15 protein-coding genes are annotated in these 14,254 nt (G+C 72.1%); 8 read left to right on the forward strand and 7 right to left on the reverse strand.

Translation table 11 applies throughout. The features are described 5' to 3' along the window. The first annotated feature begins 110 nt into the window (after positions 1-110). The 3 genes from A3IC_RS60045 (at position 111) to A3IC_RS0144005 (ending at position 2,956) form a co-directional block, all read left to right on the forward strand. A complete protein-coding gene (locus A3IC_RS60045) occupies positions 111-1,637 on the forward strand; it encodes a putative PEP-binding protein (protein WP_020556441.1) in 1,527 nt (508 codons plus the stop codon). Between the two features lie 132 nt (positions 1,638-1,769). After that, a complete protein-coding gene (locus A3IC_RS0144000; protein WP_020556442.1) occupies positions 1,770-2,348 on the forward strand; it encodes a pyridoxamine 5'-phosphate oxidase family protein in 579 nt (192 codons plus the stop codon). A 140-nt stretch (positions 2,349-2,488) separates the two neighbouring features. Continuing rightward, entirely contained in the window at positions 2,489-2,956 is a 468-nt protein-coding gene (locus A3IC_RS0144005; protein WP_020556443.1) for a hypothetical protein, read from the forward strand. Between the two features lie 14 nt (positions 2,957-2,970). Here the strand turns inward: A3IC_RS0144005 and A3IC_RS0144010 are convergent, their stop codons facing one another. After that, a complete protein-coding gene (locus tag A3IC_RS0144010) occupies positions 2,971-3,648 on the reverse strand; it encodes a hypothetical protein (protein ID WP_020556444.1) in 678 nt (225 codons plus the stop codon). A 615-nt stretch (positions 3,649-4,263) separates the two neighbouring features. On the opposite strand from A3IC_RS0144010, the gene A3IC_RS0144015 reads away from it, so the two are divergent. Both A3IC_RS0144015 and pcaD (A3IC_RS0144020) read left to right on the forward strand, forming a co-directional pair. Then, positions 4,264-4,497: a hypothetical protein gene (locus A3IC_RS0144015; protein ID WP_158696343.1), complete on the forward strand. Its 234-nt coding sequence runs from the start codon at positions 4,264-4,266 to the stop codon at positions 4,495-4,497. Then, positions 4,494-5,270, forward strand: coding sequence for a 3-oxoadipate enol-lactonase (pcaD, locus tag A3IC_RS0144020; protein WP_020556446.1), 777 nt, complete (start codon positions 4,494-4,496; stop codon positions 5,268-5,270). The genes A3IC_RS0144015 and pcaD (A3IC_RS0144020) overlap by 4 nt, the downstream gene beginning before the upstream one ends. 300 nt (positions 5,271-5,570) lie before the next feature. Here the strand turns inward: pcaD (A3IC_RS0144020) and pcaD (A3IC_RS0144025) are convergent, their stop codons facing one another. Both pcaD (A3IC_RS0144025) and A3IC_RS0144030 read right to left on the reverse strand, forming a co-directional pair. Then, positions 5,571-6,347, reverse strand: a complete 777-nt coding sequence (gene pcaD, locus A3IC_RS0144025) for a 3-oxoadipate enol-lactonase (RefSeq protein WP_020556446.1) — start codon at positions 6,345-6,347, stop codon at positions 5,571-5,573. Then, a complete protein-coding gene (locus A3IC_RS0144030; protein WP_158696343.1) occupies positions 6,344-6,577 on the reverse strand; it encodes a hypothetical protein in 234 nt (77 codons plus the stop codon). Before A3IC_RS0144030 ends, pcaD (A3IC_RS0144025) begins: the two co-directional genes overlap by 4 nt. A gap of 615 nt (positions 6,578-7,192) precedes the next feature. Here A3IC_RS0144030 and A3IC_RS0144035 point away from each other — a divergent pair. Continuing rightward, positions 7,193-7,870: a hypothetical protein gene (locus A3IC_RS0144035; protein ID WP_020556444.1), complete on the forward strand. Its 678-nt coding sequence runs from the start codon at positions 7,193-7,195 to the stop codon at positions 7,868-7,870. 14 nt (positions 7,871-7,884) lie between these two features. Here A3IC_RS0144035 and A3IC_RS0144040 read toward each other — a convergent pair whose 3' ends face one another. The 4 genes from A3IC_RS0144040 to A3IC_RS68045 all read right to left on the reverse strand — a co-directional run bounded on the left by A3IC_RS0144040 (position 7,885) and on the right by A3IC_RS68045 (position 11,528). Next, entirely contained in the window at positions 7,885-8,352 is a 468-nt protein-coding gene (locus A3IC_RS0144040; protein ID WP_020556443.1) for a hypothetical protein, read from the reverse strand. 140 nt (positions 8,353-8,492) lie between these two features. Further along, positions 8,493-9,071, reverse strand: coding sequence for a pyridoxamine 5'-phosphate oxidase family protein (locus A3IC_RS0144045; RefSeq protein ID WP_020556442.1), 579 nt, complete (start codon positions 9,069-9,071; stop codon positions 8,493-8,495). A 132-nt stretch (positions 9,072-9,203) separates the two neighbouring features. Further along, the gene (locus tag A3IC_RS60050) at positions 9,204-10,730 is read right to left on the reverse strand and encodes a putative PEP-binding protein (RefSeq protein ID WP_020556441.1); all 1,527 of its coding nucleotides are present in this window, start codon (positions 10,728-10,730) and stop codon (positions 9,204-9,206) included. Between the two features lie 288 nt (positions 10,731-11,018). Further along, positions 11,019-11,528, reverse strand: a complete 510-nt coding sequence (locus A3IC_RS68045) for a MarR family winged helix-turn-helix transcriptional regulator (RefSeq protein WP_052174067.1) — start codon at positions 11,526-11,528, stop codon at positions 11,019-11,021. Between the two features lie 213 nt (positions 11,529-11,741). Between A3IC_RS68045 and A3IC_RS0144060 the strand changes: the two genes are divergently transcribed. Together A3IC_RS0144060 and A3IC_RS0144065 are read left to right on the forward strand one after the other, a co-directional pair. Next, positions 11,742-12,503: an SDR family NAD(P)-dependent oxidoreductase gene (locus A3IC_RS0144060; protein ID WP_020556439.1), complete on the forward strand. Its 762-nt coding sequence runs from the start codon at positions 11,742-11,744 to the stop codon at positions 12,501-12,503. Positions 12,504-12,582: 79 nt separating this feature from the next. Next, entirely contained in the window at positions 12,583-13,884 is a 1,302-nt protein-coding gene (locus A3IC_RS0144065) for a cytochrome P450 (RefSeq protein ID WP_040878293.1), read from the forward strand. The last annotated feature ends 370 nt before the right edge of the window (positions 13,885-14,254 follow it).

The following is a 14,254-nucleotide window of genomic DNA, read 5'->3' on the forward strand; positions in this document are numbered from 1 at the left end:
CGCGCGCCCACCGGCGCGCACGCCGACGTGCGGCGGTTGGACGAGGTGGGAAGAGGGGGACGCACCGTGGGAGAGCTGCACTGGGCCGGCCACGACCGTGCCCGGGTCGCATGAGCGCGGTATTGCGCGGCACCGGGGCCGCACCCGGTTCCGCGGTCGGCCGGCTCGTGGTGGCCCGGATCGGGGCGGGCGGCCCGGTGACTCCGGCGGCGCCGGCCGACATTCCGGAGGCGCTGGACACCGTGGCCCGGCACATGGACGACCTGGCCGGCGCGCTGCGCACCCGCGGGCGGTCGGCGGAGGCGGACATCGTCGAGTTCGCCGCCCTGATCGCGCGTGACCGCGAACTGCGCGACGGTGCCGCGCGACACCTCGCGACGGGCCTGGCGCCGGTCGACGCGCTGGCCGCGGCCGTACACGACTTCGCCGATCTGCTGGCCGGCTTCGACGACGAACTGATCGCCGAGCGTGCGGTGGACGTGCGTGACGTGGGCCGGCAGGCCGAGGCGCTGCTGTGCGGCGAGGACCCGACCGGCGGGCAACTCCCGGGCGGAGCACCGGCGGTGCTGGTCGGTGCCGAACTGGCGGCGATGGATCTGCTGCGCGGTCCGCGGCCGGCGGCGGCGGTTTCCGAGCGGGGCGGGACGACCGGGCATCTGGCCATCGTGGCCCGGTCGTTGGGGATACCGCTGGTCCTGGGCATCCCGGTGGCGGCGCTGGCCGACCTGGCCGAGGAGCTGATCCTGGTGGACGGCGAGGCGGGCACGGTGGAGGCCAACGCGGGCGCGCGGGTGCGTACGATCCCGGCGCCTCGGCGGGTGCCCGGTGGCGGCGCGGGGCAGGCGATGACCCGGGACGGGCGGCGCATCCGGGTCAGGGCGAACGTGGCGACCGTCTCGGACGCGCTCGCGGCGGCCGAGGCGGGCTCCGAGGGGGTCGGTCTGTTGCGTACCGAACTGCCCTTCCTGACCGAGGAGTCGGACTGGCCGGACGAGGAGCGGCAAGTAGCCGTGCTGGCGCCGGTGTTGGCCGCCGTGCCGCCGGGGCCGGTCGTGGTGCGCACCCTGGACTTCACCGGCGACAAACGACCGCCGTTCCTGCGCGACCGGCGCATCACACTGCCCGGATCGGACGCGCTGACCGCGCAGTTGCGCGGGATCATGCGCGCGGCGGCCGAGACGGGGGTGGAGGTCGCGCTGTTGTTGCCGATGGTCGACCATCCCCGGCGGATCAAGCACGTCCGGGGACTGCTCGCCGCCGCGTGCGCGCAGTTGGGCCTGGCCCCGCCGCCGCTGGGCGCGATGGTGGAACTGCCCCAGGTACTCGACCGGGTGGACGACCTCGCCGAGCACGCCGACTTCCTGTCGCTGGGCACCAACGACCTGACCTCCCGGCTGCTCGGGTTGAGCCGGGACGACCCGCGGCTGACCCCCGCCTCGGCGGCCCACCCGCGCGTGTTGGACGCCATCGCGCAGACCATCCGGGCCGGGCACGCGCGCGGTCGCGCGGTGTCGTTGTGTGGGGACGCGGCGGCGGATCCGGCGGTGCTGCCGCATCTGGTCCGGCTCGGCTGCGACGCGGTGTCGGTGGCGCCGACCGCGCTGTCGCGGGTGCGGGCTGCGGTGCGGGCGCACTGACGCGCGCCGCCGGGAGCGGGATCGGGGCCGGTGTGGGCCGGTCGGCGTCCGAGAGCCGGGCGCGGTGTCCGGGGACCGAGATCAGCGGACAATTCGATGGGGTCGATCGGGGCCGGCTCGGATAATGCGGACATGGGAAAGACGTACGCACATATCGACGGCCGCCTGCGCGAGTTCATCGAGGCCCAGCCGGTGTTCTTCGTGGCGAGCGCTCCACTGGCCGAGGACGGGCACGTCAACGTGTCGCCCAAGGGCCGCTCCGGCACGCTCGCCGTGCTGGACGATACGACGGTGGCCTACCTGGACTTCGGCGGCAGCCATGCCGAGACCATCGCGCACCTGCGGGAGAACGGCCGGATCACACTGATGTGGTGTGCGTTCGAGGGCCCGCCGAAGATCGTCCGGGTGCACGGCGTCGGCGAGGCGGTCTTCCGTGACGATCCGCGCTTCCCCGACCTGGTGGCCCGGTTCGGCGACGCGGACGCGGGCGGGCTGCGGGCGGTCGTGGTGGTGCGCGCGACGCTGATCAGCGATACCTGCGGCTACGCGGTCCCGTTCATGGACTACCGCGAGGAGCGCACGCTGCACGACGAATTCATGTCTCGCAAGACCGACGCGGAGTTCGTCGAGTACACCGGCAGCAAGCCCTACAACGTGGCCAGCATCGACGGCCTCCCCGCCGTCCCGCTGCCTCTGCCCCTGCGCGGCTAGGTGTACTGCCCACAGAGGTTGGGCCACCGGCTGCGGACGCCGGTGCGGAGCCGGGGTCTGTGTCGCGTGACCGATCGACGGTTTGGCGGCTACCGTGCTACACAGAGTGCGGGTTCGTGCGACCGAGCCGGGGGGCGACGGTGACCGACGAGATCGAGACCGTGATCACGTGCCACTACCACCGCGCTTTCGGCCGCATCGTTCGCTACCGCCTCGAATCGGGACTGGGCACCGTGTTGGACCGTCGCGCGACCGGGGCGAGGAGCCCGCGCTGTGTCGGGCACTTCGGTGAGCTCTCCGGGATCCCGGTCGCGCTGTACCGGCACCACGGCGCTTCCTGGCTTCAGGTCGCCCGCCGGCGGATCCGGGTCGTGCCGTGCCTGGAACCGCATTGGCGGCGCGTCGACGATCACGGCCCGAATACTCCCCGGCGCCGGCTGCGGATCGACGCCAACGGGGTCGAGCTGTTCGACCTCTGCTACGAGATCGAGCCGTGGTGGTACGAGTTCGACTTCACGCCCCATGTCGAGGAGGAGGACTTCGACTACGGCCTGTTCGTCGCCGACATGCTGCGCTCGCCGAGTCGATGGGCGCCGCTGGGGGACTGAGCGGGCGGGCCGGCTCAGCCGGCGTGGGGACCGCCCTGTTGGGGGTATTGCGTGTACGGGTTCGGGGTCTGGGGCGGGTAGCCGGTGGGCGGCTGCGGGGGGCCGACCGGGTATTGGCTCGGGGGTTGCGGCGGCTGCGAGGGCTGACCCGGGTACTGGTTCGGGACCTGCGGCGGCTGTGAAGCCTGGCCCGGGTACTGGCTCTGCTGCGGTGCGTACTGGTTGGGCACCTGGCCGGCGTAGGGCTGCTGTTGGGCGCCGGAGGCGGCGTGCGCGTCGATGAGGAAGCGGAAGATCCATTCGCCTTCGGCGCGCCACGGGCGGGGGAAGTTGAGCTTGGCTGGGCGGTCCTTGCCGGGGAACCAGAAGTGCATCCGGCTCCAGGTCGCGTTGATCTTCAGATCGGAGAGCAACGCGCCGGCCTGGGCGTGGGTCAGCGCGTAGGCGACCTCCTTGGGCCTGCTGGAGAGTGCGCTCGCCTTGTGGAACATCACTCCCTGCTGGGTGACCGTGAAGAAGTAGTAGTCGGACATCGACGCCCCGATCAATGCGCCGATCCCGCCGAACAACGCGAAGAACATCGGGTTCGGGCCGCGGACGACGAACATCGTGGCGAGTGGCTGGTCGCCCGGATTGGCCGCGGTCACCGCCTCCGCGATCTGCCGTTGCATCGTTGCCTTGCGGACCGCCATGTGCGTCGCCTCCCCGTGGAGCCACCACCGCGGTTGCGGTAGGGCGATCAGAGGCTAACGGTGCGACCGGGCCCGTGGTCGCGGTCGGGCAAACAATCCCGGTCCGATCCGAGCGCTCCGGATCACCGGTTGCCGCCGAGCGCAATGCGAGCGGCACCCGCGACGGGAGGCGACCGGGCACCGTGTGCGGGAGGACATCGCCGCCGCCACAAGGAGGAACCACATGAGCGGGCTCGGGGACGTCCCTCTCGTGGACGCCGTACGCCCGCACATCGGGCACTGCGGCGGCGCGCTCGCCGGGGTGCGGCCGGACGGCCCGGCACGGCCGTGCGGCGTCGGGCGGTCACGCGCGGGTACTTCTCCGAGGGCGACCGCCACGCGGAGCGCTCTTCGCAGTGGTTCCGTCGACTCGGCGTGAGACGCTGATCGCCGTGCGGGAGGAATCGGGCTCCTGCCGCTTCGACGTGCACATCCAGGGTGAGCAGGAGACCGTTTTCCTTGCTGTTCGACGCTGATTCAGCCGATGCGGTCGACGCGGGACTGCCGGCGCCGGTCCGGCCCCCGACTCGGCCGCCGCCGAGCACGTGCACCCGGGCGCGACCGGACGGGCGGTTCGTGTCCGAGCGGCCGGTCCGCGGGTGGGCCGGCGAGCTCGGCAAGGACGCGGCGCGGGGTCTGCTCGGCGAGGCATTCCGGACCTCGGCGCGGACCGGCCGACACCTTCGTGATCTGCTGGGGCGGTTGAACGAGGCGGTTTTCGATTCGGCCGCCTGGATCGGCTCGGCCCCGGCCCTGATCGACCGGGCGCTCGCGCACCATCGCACCGTGTTCCAAGAGAAGGACCAATGACGATCGCCACGCTCAACCACCGCTTCGACGGCCCGGCCGACGCCCCGGTGTTGATCCTCGGCCCCTCGCTGGGCACCGAACTGGGCATGTGGGACGCACAGATCCCGGAGTTGTCCCGGCACCACCGGATACTGCGCTACGACCTGCGCGGACACGGCACATCCCACCCGCTGCCGGGTACGGCCTCGGTCGGCGACCTGGTCGGCGACGTGCTCACGTTGGCCGACTCGTACGGCATCAAACGGTTCGCCTATGCCGGCGTCTCGCTCGGCGGCGCGGTCGGCCTGTGGATGGGCGTGCATCACCCCGAGCGGCTGACCGCCCTGATCGCGTGCTGCACCTCGGCGCGCTTCGGTGAGCCGCAGGCGTGGTTGGACCGGGCCGCGACGGTGCGCTCACAGGGCATGCGGCAGTTGGCGGACACGGTGATCCAGCGCTGGTTCACCCCCGAATACGTCACGCGCGAGCCGGCGGCCGTGCAGCGGATCCTGGACATGCTGTACGCGTGTCCGCCGGGGGGCTACGCGGGCTGCTGCGATGCGCTGGCGCACTACGACCTGCGTGCGGAGTTGGGCCGGATCGCGGTGCCCACGCTGGTGATCGGCGCGGATCGGGACCCGTCGACGCCGCTTGAGCACGCGCACGAGCTGGCCGCCAAGATTCCCGGGGCCACGCTGGTCGAGGTCGCCGACGCGGCGCACCTGGCGAACATCCAGCAGGCCGAGACCGTCACCTCGGCGATGTGCGCGCACCTGGCGGCTGTGGGCGGATGAACGCGGGCGCCGCGCTCGCGCCCGGCGGCGGTGGACGTGCTGCGTGATGCAAGGCGCTCCCCCCGGAGCCGCCGCGCGAGCGGGTGCTGACCCAAGCCGTTGGTGGGGCGCGCGACGCGGATACGGCTGCGGGCGGGGACTGTCACCCACGTGGGTGACAGTCCCCGCCCGCAGCCGTATCCGCGTCGCGCGCCCCACCAACGGCTTGGGTCAGCACCCGCTCGCGCGGCGGCTCCGGGGGGAGCGCCTTGCATCACGCAGCACGTCCACCGCCGCCGGGCGCGAGCGCGGCGCCCGCGTTCATCCGCCCACAGCCGCCAGGTGCGCGCACATCGCCGAGGTGACGGTCTCGGCCTGCTGGATGTTCGCCAGGTGCGCCGCGTCGGCGACCTCGACCAGCGTGGCCCCGGGAATCTTGGCGGCCAGCTCGTGCGCGTGCTCAAGCGGCGTCGACGGGTCCCGATCCGCGCCGATCACCAGCGTGGGCACCGCGATCCGGCCCAACTCCGCACGCAGGTCGTAGTGCGCCAGCGCATCGCAGCAGCCCGCGTAGCCCCCCGGCGGACACGCGTACAGCATGTCCAGGATCCGCTGCACGGCCGCCGGCTCGCGCGTGACGTATTCGGGGGTGAACCAGCGCTGGATCACCGTGTCCGCCAACTGCCGCATGCCCTGTGAGCGCACCGTCGCGGCCCGGTCCAACCACGCCTGCGGCTCACCGAAGCGCGCCGAGGTGCAGCACGCGATCAGGGCGGTCAGCCGCTCGGGGTGATGCACGCCCATCCACAGGCCGACCGCGCCGCCGAGCGAGACGCCGGCATAGGCGAACCGTTTGATGCCGTACGAGTCGGCCAACGTGAGCACGTCGCCGACCAGGTCGCCGACCGAGGCCGTACCCGGCAGCGGGTGGGATGTGCCGTGTCCGCGCAGGTCGTAGCGCAGTATCCGGTGGTGCCGGGACAACTCCGGGATCTGTGCGTCCCACATGCCCAGTTCGGTGCCCAGCGAGGGGCCGAGGATCAACACCGGGGCGTCGGCCGGGCCGTCGAAGCGGTGGTTGAGCGTGGCGATCGTCATTGGTCCTTCTCTTGGAACACGGTGCGATGGTGCGCGAGCGCCCGGTCGATCAGGGCCGGGGCCGAGCCGATCCAGGCGGCCGAATCGAAAACCGCCTCGTTCAACCGCCCCAGCAGATCACGAAGGTGTCGGCCGGTCCGCGCCGAGGTCCGGAATGCCTCGCCGAGCAGACCCCGCGCCGCGTCCTTGCCGAGCTCGCCGGCCCACCCGCGGACCGGCCGCTCGGACACGAACCGCCCGTCCGGTCGCGCCCGGGTGCACGTGCTCGGCGGCGGCCGAGTCGGGGGCCGGACCGGCGCCGGCAGTCCCGCGTCGACCGCATCGGCTGAATCAGCGTCGAACAGCAAGGAAAACGGTCTCCTGCTCACCCTGGATGTGCACGTCGAAGCGGCAGGAGCCCGATTCCTCCCGCACGGCGATCAGCGTCTCACGCCGAGTCGACGGAACCACTGCGAAGAGCGCTCCGCGTGGCGGTCGCCCTCGGAGAAGTACCCGCGCGTGACCGCCCGACGCCGCACGGCCGTGCCGGGCCGTCCGGCCGCACCCCGGCGAGCGCGCCGCCGCAGTGCCCGATGTGCGGGCGTACGGCGTCCACGAGAGGGACGTCCCCGAGCCCGCTCATGTGGTTCCTCCTTGTGGCGGCGGCGATGTCCTCCCGCACACGGTGCCCGGTCGCCTCCCGTCGCGGGTGCCGCTCGCATTGCGCTCGGCGGCAACCGGTGATCCGGAGCGCTCGGATCGGACCGGGATTGTTTGCCCGACCGCGACCACGGGCCCGGTCGCACCGTTAGCCTCTGATCGCCCTACCGCAACCGCGGTGGTGGCTCCACGGGGAGGCGACGCACATGGCGGTCCGCAAGGCAACGATGCAACGGCAGATCGCGGAGGCGGTGACCGCGGCCAATCCGGGCGACCAGCCACTCGCCACGATGTTCGTCGTCCGCGGCCCGAACCCGATGTTCTTCGCGTTGTTCGGCGGGATCGGCGCATTGATCGGGGCGTCGATGTCCGACTACTACTTCTTCACGGTCACCCAGCAGGGAGTGATGTTCCACAAGGCGAGCGCACTCTCCAGCAGGCCCAAGGAGGTCGCCTACGCGCTGACCCACGCCCAGGCCGGCGCGTTGCTCTCCGATCTGAAGATCAACGCGACCTGGAGCCGGATGCACTTCTGGTTCCCCGGCAAGGACCGCCCAGCCAAGCTCAACTTCCCCCGCCCGTGGCGCGCCGAAGGCGAATGGATCTTCCGCTTCCTCATCGACGCGCACGCCGCCTCCGGCGCCCAACAGCAGCCCTACGCCGGCCAGGTGCCCAACCAGTACGCACCGCAGCAGAGCCAGTACCCGGGCCAGGCTTCACAGCCGCCGCAGGTCCCGAACCAGTACCCGGGTCAGCCCTCGCAGCCGCCGCAACCCCCGAGCCAATACCCGGTCGGCCCCCCGCAGCCGCCCACCGGCTACCCGCCCCAGACCCCGAACCCGTACACGCAATACCCCCAACAGGGCGGTCCCCACGCCGGCTGAGCCGGCCCGCCCGCTCAGTCCCCCAGCGGCGCCCATCGACTCGGCGAGCGCAGCATGTCGGCGACGAACAGGCCGTAGTCGAAGTCCTCCTCCTCGACATGGGGCGTGAAGTCGAACTCGTACCACCACGGCTCGATCTCGTAGCAGAGGTCGAACAGCTCGACCCCGTTGGCGTCGATCCGCAGCCGGCGCCGGGGAGTATTCGGGCCGTGATCGTCGACGCGCCGCCAATGCGGTTCCAGGCACGGCACGACCCGGATCCGCCGGCGGGCGACCTGAAGCCAGGAAGCGCCGTGGTGCCGGTACAGCGCGACCGGGATCCCGGAGAGCTCACCGAAGTGCCCGACACAGCGCGGGCTCCTCGCCCCGGTCGCGCGACGGTCCAACACGGTGCCCAGTCCCGATTCGAGGCGGTAGCGAACGATGCGGCCGAAAGCGCGGTGGTAGTGGCACGTGATCACGGTCTCGATCTCGTCGGTCACCGTCGCCCCCCGGCTCGGTCGCACGAACCCGCACTCTGTGTAGCACGGTAGCCGCCAAACCGTCGATCGGTCACGCGACACAGACCCCGGCTCCGCACCGGCGTCCGCAGCCGGTGGCCCAACCTCTGTGGGCAGTACACCTAGCCGCGCAGGGGCAGAGGCAGCGGGACGGCGGGGAGGCCGTCGATGCTGGCCACGTTGTAGGGCTTGCTGCCGGTGTACTCGACGAACTCCGCGTCGGTCTTGCGAGACATGAATTCGTCGTGCAGCGTGCGCTCCTCGCGGTAGTCCATGAACGGGACCGCGTAGCCGCAGGTATCGCTGATCAGCGTCGCGCGCACCACCACGACCGCCCGCAGCCCGCCCGCGTCCGCGTCGCCGAACCGGGCCACCAGGTCGGGGAAGCGCGGATCGTCACGGAAGACCGCCTCGCCGACGCCGTGCACCCGGACGATCTTCGGCGGGCCCTCGAACGCACACCACATCAGTGTGATCCGGCCGTTCTCCCGCAGGTGCGCGATGGTCTCGGCATGGCTGCCGCCGAAGTCCAGGTAGGCCACCGTCGTATCGTCCAGCACGGCGAGCGTGCCGGAGCGGCCCTTGGGCGACACGTTGACGTGCCCGTCCTCGGCCAGTGGAGCGCTCGCCACGAAGAACACCGGCTGGGCCTCGATGAACTCGCGCAGGCGGCCGTCGATATGTGCGTACGTCTTTCCCATGTCCGCATTATCCGAGCCGGCCCCGATCGACCCCATCGAATTGTCCGCTGATCTCGGTCCCCGGACACCGCGCCCGGCTCTCGGACGCCGACCGGCCCACACCGGCCCCGATCCCGCTCCCGGCGGCGCGCGTCAGTGCGCCCGCACCGCAGCCCGCACCCGCGACAGCGCGGTCGGCGCCACCGACACCGCGTCGCAGCCGAGCCGGACCAGATGCGGCAGCACCGCCGGATCCGCCGCCGCGTCCCCACACAACGACACCGCGCGACCGCGCGCGTGCCCGGCCCGGATGGTCTGCGCGATGGCGTCCAACACGCGCGGGTGGGCCGCCGAGGCGGGGGTCAGCCGCGGGTCGTCCCGGCTCAACCCGAGCAGCCGGGAGGTCAGGTCGTTGGTGCCCAGCGACAGGAAGTCGGCGTGCTCGGCGAGGTCGTCCACCCGGTCGAGTACCTGGGGCAGTTCCACCATCGCGCCCAGCGGCGGCGGGGCCAGGCCCAACTGCGCGCACGCGGCGGCGAGCAGTCCCCGGACGTGCTTGATCCGCCGGGGATGGTCGACCATCGGCAACAACAGCGCGACCTCCACCCCCGTCTCGGCCGCCGCGCGCATGATCCCGCGCAACTGCGCGGTCAGCGCGTCCGATCCGGGCAGTGTGATGCGCCGGTCGCGCAGGAACGGCGGTCGTTTGTCGCCGGTGAAGTCCAGGGTGCGCACCACGACCGGCCCCGGCGGCACGGCGGCCAACACCGGCGCCAGCACGGCTACTTGCCGCTCCTCGTCCGGCCAGTCCGACTCCTCGGTCAGGAAGGGCAGTTCGGTACGCAACAGACCGACCCCCTCGGAGCCCGCCTCGGCCGCCGCGAGCGCGTCCGAGACGGTCGCCACGTTCGCCCTGACCCGGATGCGCCGCCCGTCCCGGGTCATCGCCTGCCCCGCGCCGCCACCGGGCACCCGCCGAGGCGCCGGGATCGTACGCACCCGCGCGCCCGCGTTGGCCTCCACCGTGCCCGCCTCGCCGTCCACCAGGATCAGCTCCTCGGCCAGGTCGGCCAGCGCCGCCACCGGGATGCCCAGGACCAGCGGTATCCCCAACGACCGGGCCACGATGGCCAGATGCCCGGTCGTCCCGCCCCGCTCGGAAACCGCCGCCGCCGGCCGCGGACCGCGCAGCAGATCCATCGCCGCCAGTTCGGCACCGACCAGCACCGCCGGTGCTCCGCCCGGGAGTTGCCCGCCGGTCGGGTCCTCGCCGCACAGCAGCGCCTCGGCCTGCCGGCCCACGTCACGCACGTCCACCGCACGCTCGGCGATCAGTTCGTCGTCGAAGCCGGCCAGCAGATCGGCGAAGTCGTGTACGGCCGCGGCCAGCGCGTCGACCGGCGCCAGGCCCGTCGCGAGGTGTCGCGCGGCACCGTCGCGCAGTTCGCGGTCACGCGCGATCAGGGCGGCGAACTCGACGATGTCCGCCTCCGCCGACCGCCCGCGGGTGCGCAGCGCGCCGGCCAGGTCGTCCATGTGCCGGGCCACGGTGTCCAGCGCCTCCGGAATGTCGGCCGGCGCCGCCGGAGTCACCGGGCCGCCCGCCCCGATCCGGGCCACCACGAGCCGGCCGACCGCGGAACCGGGTGCGGCCCCGGTGCCGCGCAATACCGCGCTCATGCGACCCGGGCACGGTCGTGGCCGGCCCAGTGCAGCTCTCCCACGGTGCGTCCCCCTCTTCCCACCTCGTCCAACCGCCGCACGTCGGCGTGCGCGCCGGTGGGCGCGCGGGTGCCGCGACCGGTAACGGTTGCCGGCACGACACGGGTTCGACCCGGCGCAAGGCAACCACCCGGTCTCGCGACACAGTCTGCTGGACACACGTACCGTGTCCAGCCGGGCCGTGCAAAGGGGGCGGATGGGGAAGGTGGGACGCCCGGCGGGGCGAAGGGGGACCCGGGCGCGGAATCAGCCCGGCTCGTCGGCCTCGCGATAGCGGACGGCGGACAGGTCGTCGACGAAGCGGCCCATCAACGTGCCGAGCGTGGCGAGGTCGTCGTCCGTCCAACCGGACAGCGCCTCCTCGAAGTGCCGGTCGCGCACCCGGCGCAGCCGCCGGACCACACCTCGACCCTTGGGAGTCAGTCCCACCCGGGTGATCCGACCGTCGCGCGTGTCGGTGGTCCGGGTGACCAGTTCGTCCGCCTCCAGTTTGCGCAACTCCCGGCTGACCAGCGACATGTCCATCCGGGCGAGCTTGGCCAGATCGCCGATGGCCAGCCCGCCGCCGCCCGCCTGCAACCGGGTCAGCAACACCACCGCCGGCTGCGAGACCTGCGCGCGCGAGGCGCTGGTGAGTTCGCCGTGCACGCGACGGCTCTGCTGGAGTCGGATCAGGCGTTCGAGCGCGGTCTGGACGTGATGCCGCGACTCGTGTCGTTCCGAGGAGGGAGTGGGCGACTCGGCTGACGGGGGCACTGGACGAGTCCTCCGGAAGGGAAGCAACGCCATACGGTTTCGTATGGCGGAGGCGGGCGTTCCACAGTCTAGGTGTGCATCCCGACCCACAGAAGGTAATTGATGGAGTCCAGCATTGACACGTGTAGAGGCCGGTGATTGGCTGCGCGCGTCAAGATCGACGCCGTGCGCCGATGCCGCCGTCGAGCTCATCGATCACCCCGGGGGACCCGCGTGTTCGCACTCGACGGCAGGTCGGCAATGGTCACCGGCGCGGGCCGGGGTGTCGGCGCGGGCATCGCCCGCCTGCTCGCCGCGCAGGGTGCGATCGTCGCGGTGAACGACCTCGACCCCGAGCGTGCCGAACACACCTGCGCCGAGATCCGCGCGGCGGGTGGCCGGGCGTTCACCGCCGCGTTCGACGTGACCGACCCGCAGGCCGCGCTGGTGGCCGTACGCACCTTCGAACGCACCGTCGCGCCGATCGACATCCTGGTCAACAACGCGGGCAACGGTGGCGCCGAGGGATTTCGCCCGACCAAGTTCCGCCAAAGCGTGCCCGAGGACTGGCAACGCTTCGCCGACGTCAACCTGTTCGGCGTGATGGCCTGCACGAAGGCGGTGCTGGACGGGATGTGCGCGCGCCGCTTCGGGCGAGTGATCACCATCGCGTCGGCCGCGGGCGTCAGCGGCCAGTCGTTCGGCATCTCGCTGTACGGGGCCGCGAAGGGCGGCGCCATCGCGTTCATGCGCCACCTCGCGATGGAGAGCGCCCGCGACGGCGTGACCGCGAACACCGTCGCACTGGGCCTGATGGACCCCCGTCCCAGCGGCCGCGACCTCGCGCACACCGCCGAACAGGCCAAGCACATCCCGGTCGGCCGGCTCGGCACCCCCGAGGACGCGGGCGCGACCTGCGTCTTCCTCGCCTCCGACGAAGCGGCGTGGATCACCGGCCAGACCATCCAGGTCAACGGCGGCGCGATCACCACCTGAGAGCCCTGGATCGGCGAACGCATGTGTGCTGCACTGATACCGAACCCGCGAGTAACAACGCGTGATCGGAGTGACCGGCATGACGGCCGAGACGGCTGGACCGAGCACCACCGACCCCAATCCTCGGACCTGGCCGGCGCAGGTCCCGCTCGCCGACCTGGACTTCTGGTCGGGGCCGCCGGCCGCCCGCGAGGCGGGCTTCGCCTACCTGCGCGAGACATGGCCGATGCCGTACTACCCGGAGCCGGAAAGCCCGTTGGAGCCCGGCCCCGGCTTCTGGGCGCTGACCCGGCACGCGGACGTCGCCGAGGCCAGCCGCCGACCCGAGGACTTCTGTTCGGGTCGCGGCGCGACCCACATTCCCGATTTCCCGCCGGGATTCGGTGAGTTCTTCGGTTCCATGATCGAAATGGACGATCCCCGGCACCAGCGGCTGCGCCGGATCGTCGCCCGCACGTTCACGCCCAGGATGATCAAGAAGTTCTCGGACGACGTGGACCGCACCGCCAAAACCATCGTCGACGAGGTGGCCGAGCGCGGCTCATGCGATTTCGTCACCGACGTCGCGGCCCGACTCCCACTCCGGGTCATCTGCGACATGATGGGCATACCGGAGAAAGAACACCGTTTCGTCTTCGACCGCTCGAATGTGATCCTCGGCGTCGCGGACCCGGAGTACGTGCCCCAGGAGGGCGGCGGCCACATCGAGGCACTGCTCACCGCAGGCGCCGAACTCGCCGAACTGATGAAGGACTTGGCCGAATTCCGACGCGGCACGCCGACCGAGGACGTCACCTCGGCCCTGGTGAACGCGCAGATCGACGGAGAGAGCCTGACCACGGACGAACTCGCCTCGTTCTTCATCCTGTTGCTGGCCGCGGGCAACGAGACCACTCGCAACGCCATCTCGCACGGTCTGTGGCTGCTGACCGAGAATCCGGACCAACGCGGGCTCTGGCTCTCGGACTTCGAGCGGTACGCACCGACCGCCGTGGAGGAGATCGTCCGGCTCGCGTCCCCGGTGGTGTGGATGCGGCGCACCGCCACCCGGGACACCGACCTGAACGGCAAGCCGGTGCGCGACGGCGACAAGCTGCTGCTGTTCTACTGGTCGGCGAACCGGGACGAGGCGGTGTTCGCCGACCCCCGGCGCTTCGACATCACCCGCGACCCGAACCCGCATGTCGGCTTCGGTGCACGCGGCCCACACTTCTGCTTGGGCGCGCACCTGGCTCGCCGCGAGATCACCCTGTTGTTCCGGGAGTTGCTGGGCCGACTGCCGGACATCCGCATGGTCGGCGAGCCCCAGCGGCTGCGTTCGAGCTTCATCAACGGCATCAAACACATGGACTGCGAGTTCACGCCGACTCATCGGGCTTGACCTCGGACTCGCCCTCCGGCGTCGCCTCGGGGTGACGGCGGGGGGTGGGCTTCGGGTCGGCGTCGGGGGCGGCCTTCGGGCGGGCGCCGGGTCCGGGCTTCGGGCGCGCGCCGGGCTTTGGGGCGGCTCCGGGGGCGGACGCCGGGGCGGCGTTGGGCTTTGGGGCGTTGTGGGGGCCGGGCTTCGGGTGGACATCGGGCTCCGGAGCAGCGCCGGACGCGGGCTTCGGCGTGGCGCCGGACTCCGGGCCGGCATCGGGCCCGGGCTTCGGGTGGGCGCCGGGCCCGGGCTTCGGGTGGGCGCTGGACGCGGGCTTCGGGTGAGAGCCGGGCCCGGGCTTCGGGTGGGCGCCGGACGCGGGCTTCGGGTG

It is taken from the genome of Embleya scabrispora DSM 41855 (assembly GCF_000372745.1).
In the GTDB taxonomy this organism is placed as follows: domain Bacteria; phylum Actinomycetota; class Actinomycetes; order Streptomycetales; family Streptomycetaceae; genus Embleya; species Embleya scabrispora.

Excerpts from the sequence above, each read along its gene's own strand:
- A3IC_RS60045 (WP_020556441.1), top strand. The coding sequence starts at position 111 with ATGAGCGCGGTATTGCGCGGCACCGGGGCCGCACCCGGTTCCGCGGTC.
- A3IC_RS0144000 (WP_020556442.1), top strand. The coding sequence starts at position 1,770 with ATGGGAAAGACGTACGCACATATCGACGGCCGCCTGCGCGAGTTCATC.
- A3IC_RS0144010 (WP_020556444.1), bottom strand. The coding sequence starts at position 3,648 with ATGGCGGTCCGCAAGGCAACGATGCAACGGCAGATCGCGGAGGCGGTG.
- pcaD (WP_020556446.1), top strand. The coding sequence starts at position 4,494 with ATGACGATCGCCACGCTCAACCACCGCTTCGACGGCCCGGCCGACGCC.
- pcaD (WP_020556446.1), bottom strand. The coding sequence starts at position 6,347 with ATGACGATCGCCACGCTCAACCACCGCTTCGACGGCCCGGCCGACGCC.
- A3IC_RS0144035 (WP_020556444.1), top strand. The coding sequence starts at position 7,193 with ATGGCGGTCCGCAAGGCAACGATGCAACGGCAGATCGCGGAGGCGGTG.
- A3IC_RS0144045 (WP_020556442.1), bottom strand. The coding sequence starts at position 9,071 with ATGGGAAAGACGTACGCACATATCGACGGCCGCCTGCGCGAGTTCATC.
- A3IC_RS60050 (WP_020556441.1), bottom strand. The coding sequence starts at position 10,730 with ATGAGCGCGGTATTGCGCGGCACCGGGGCCGCACCCGGTTCCGCGGTC.
- A3IC_RS0144065 (WP_040878293.1), top strand. The coding sequence starts at position 12,583 with ATGACGGCCGAGACGGCTGGACCGAGCACCACCGACCCCAATCCTCGG.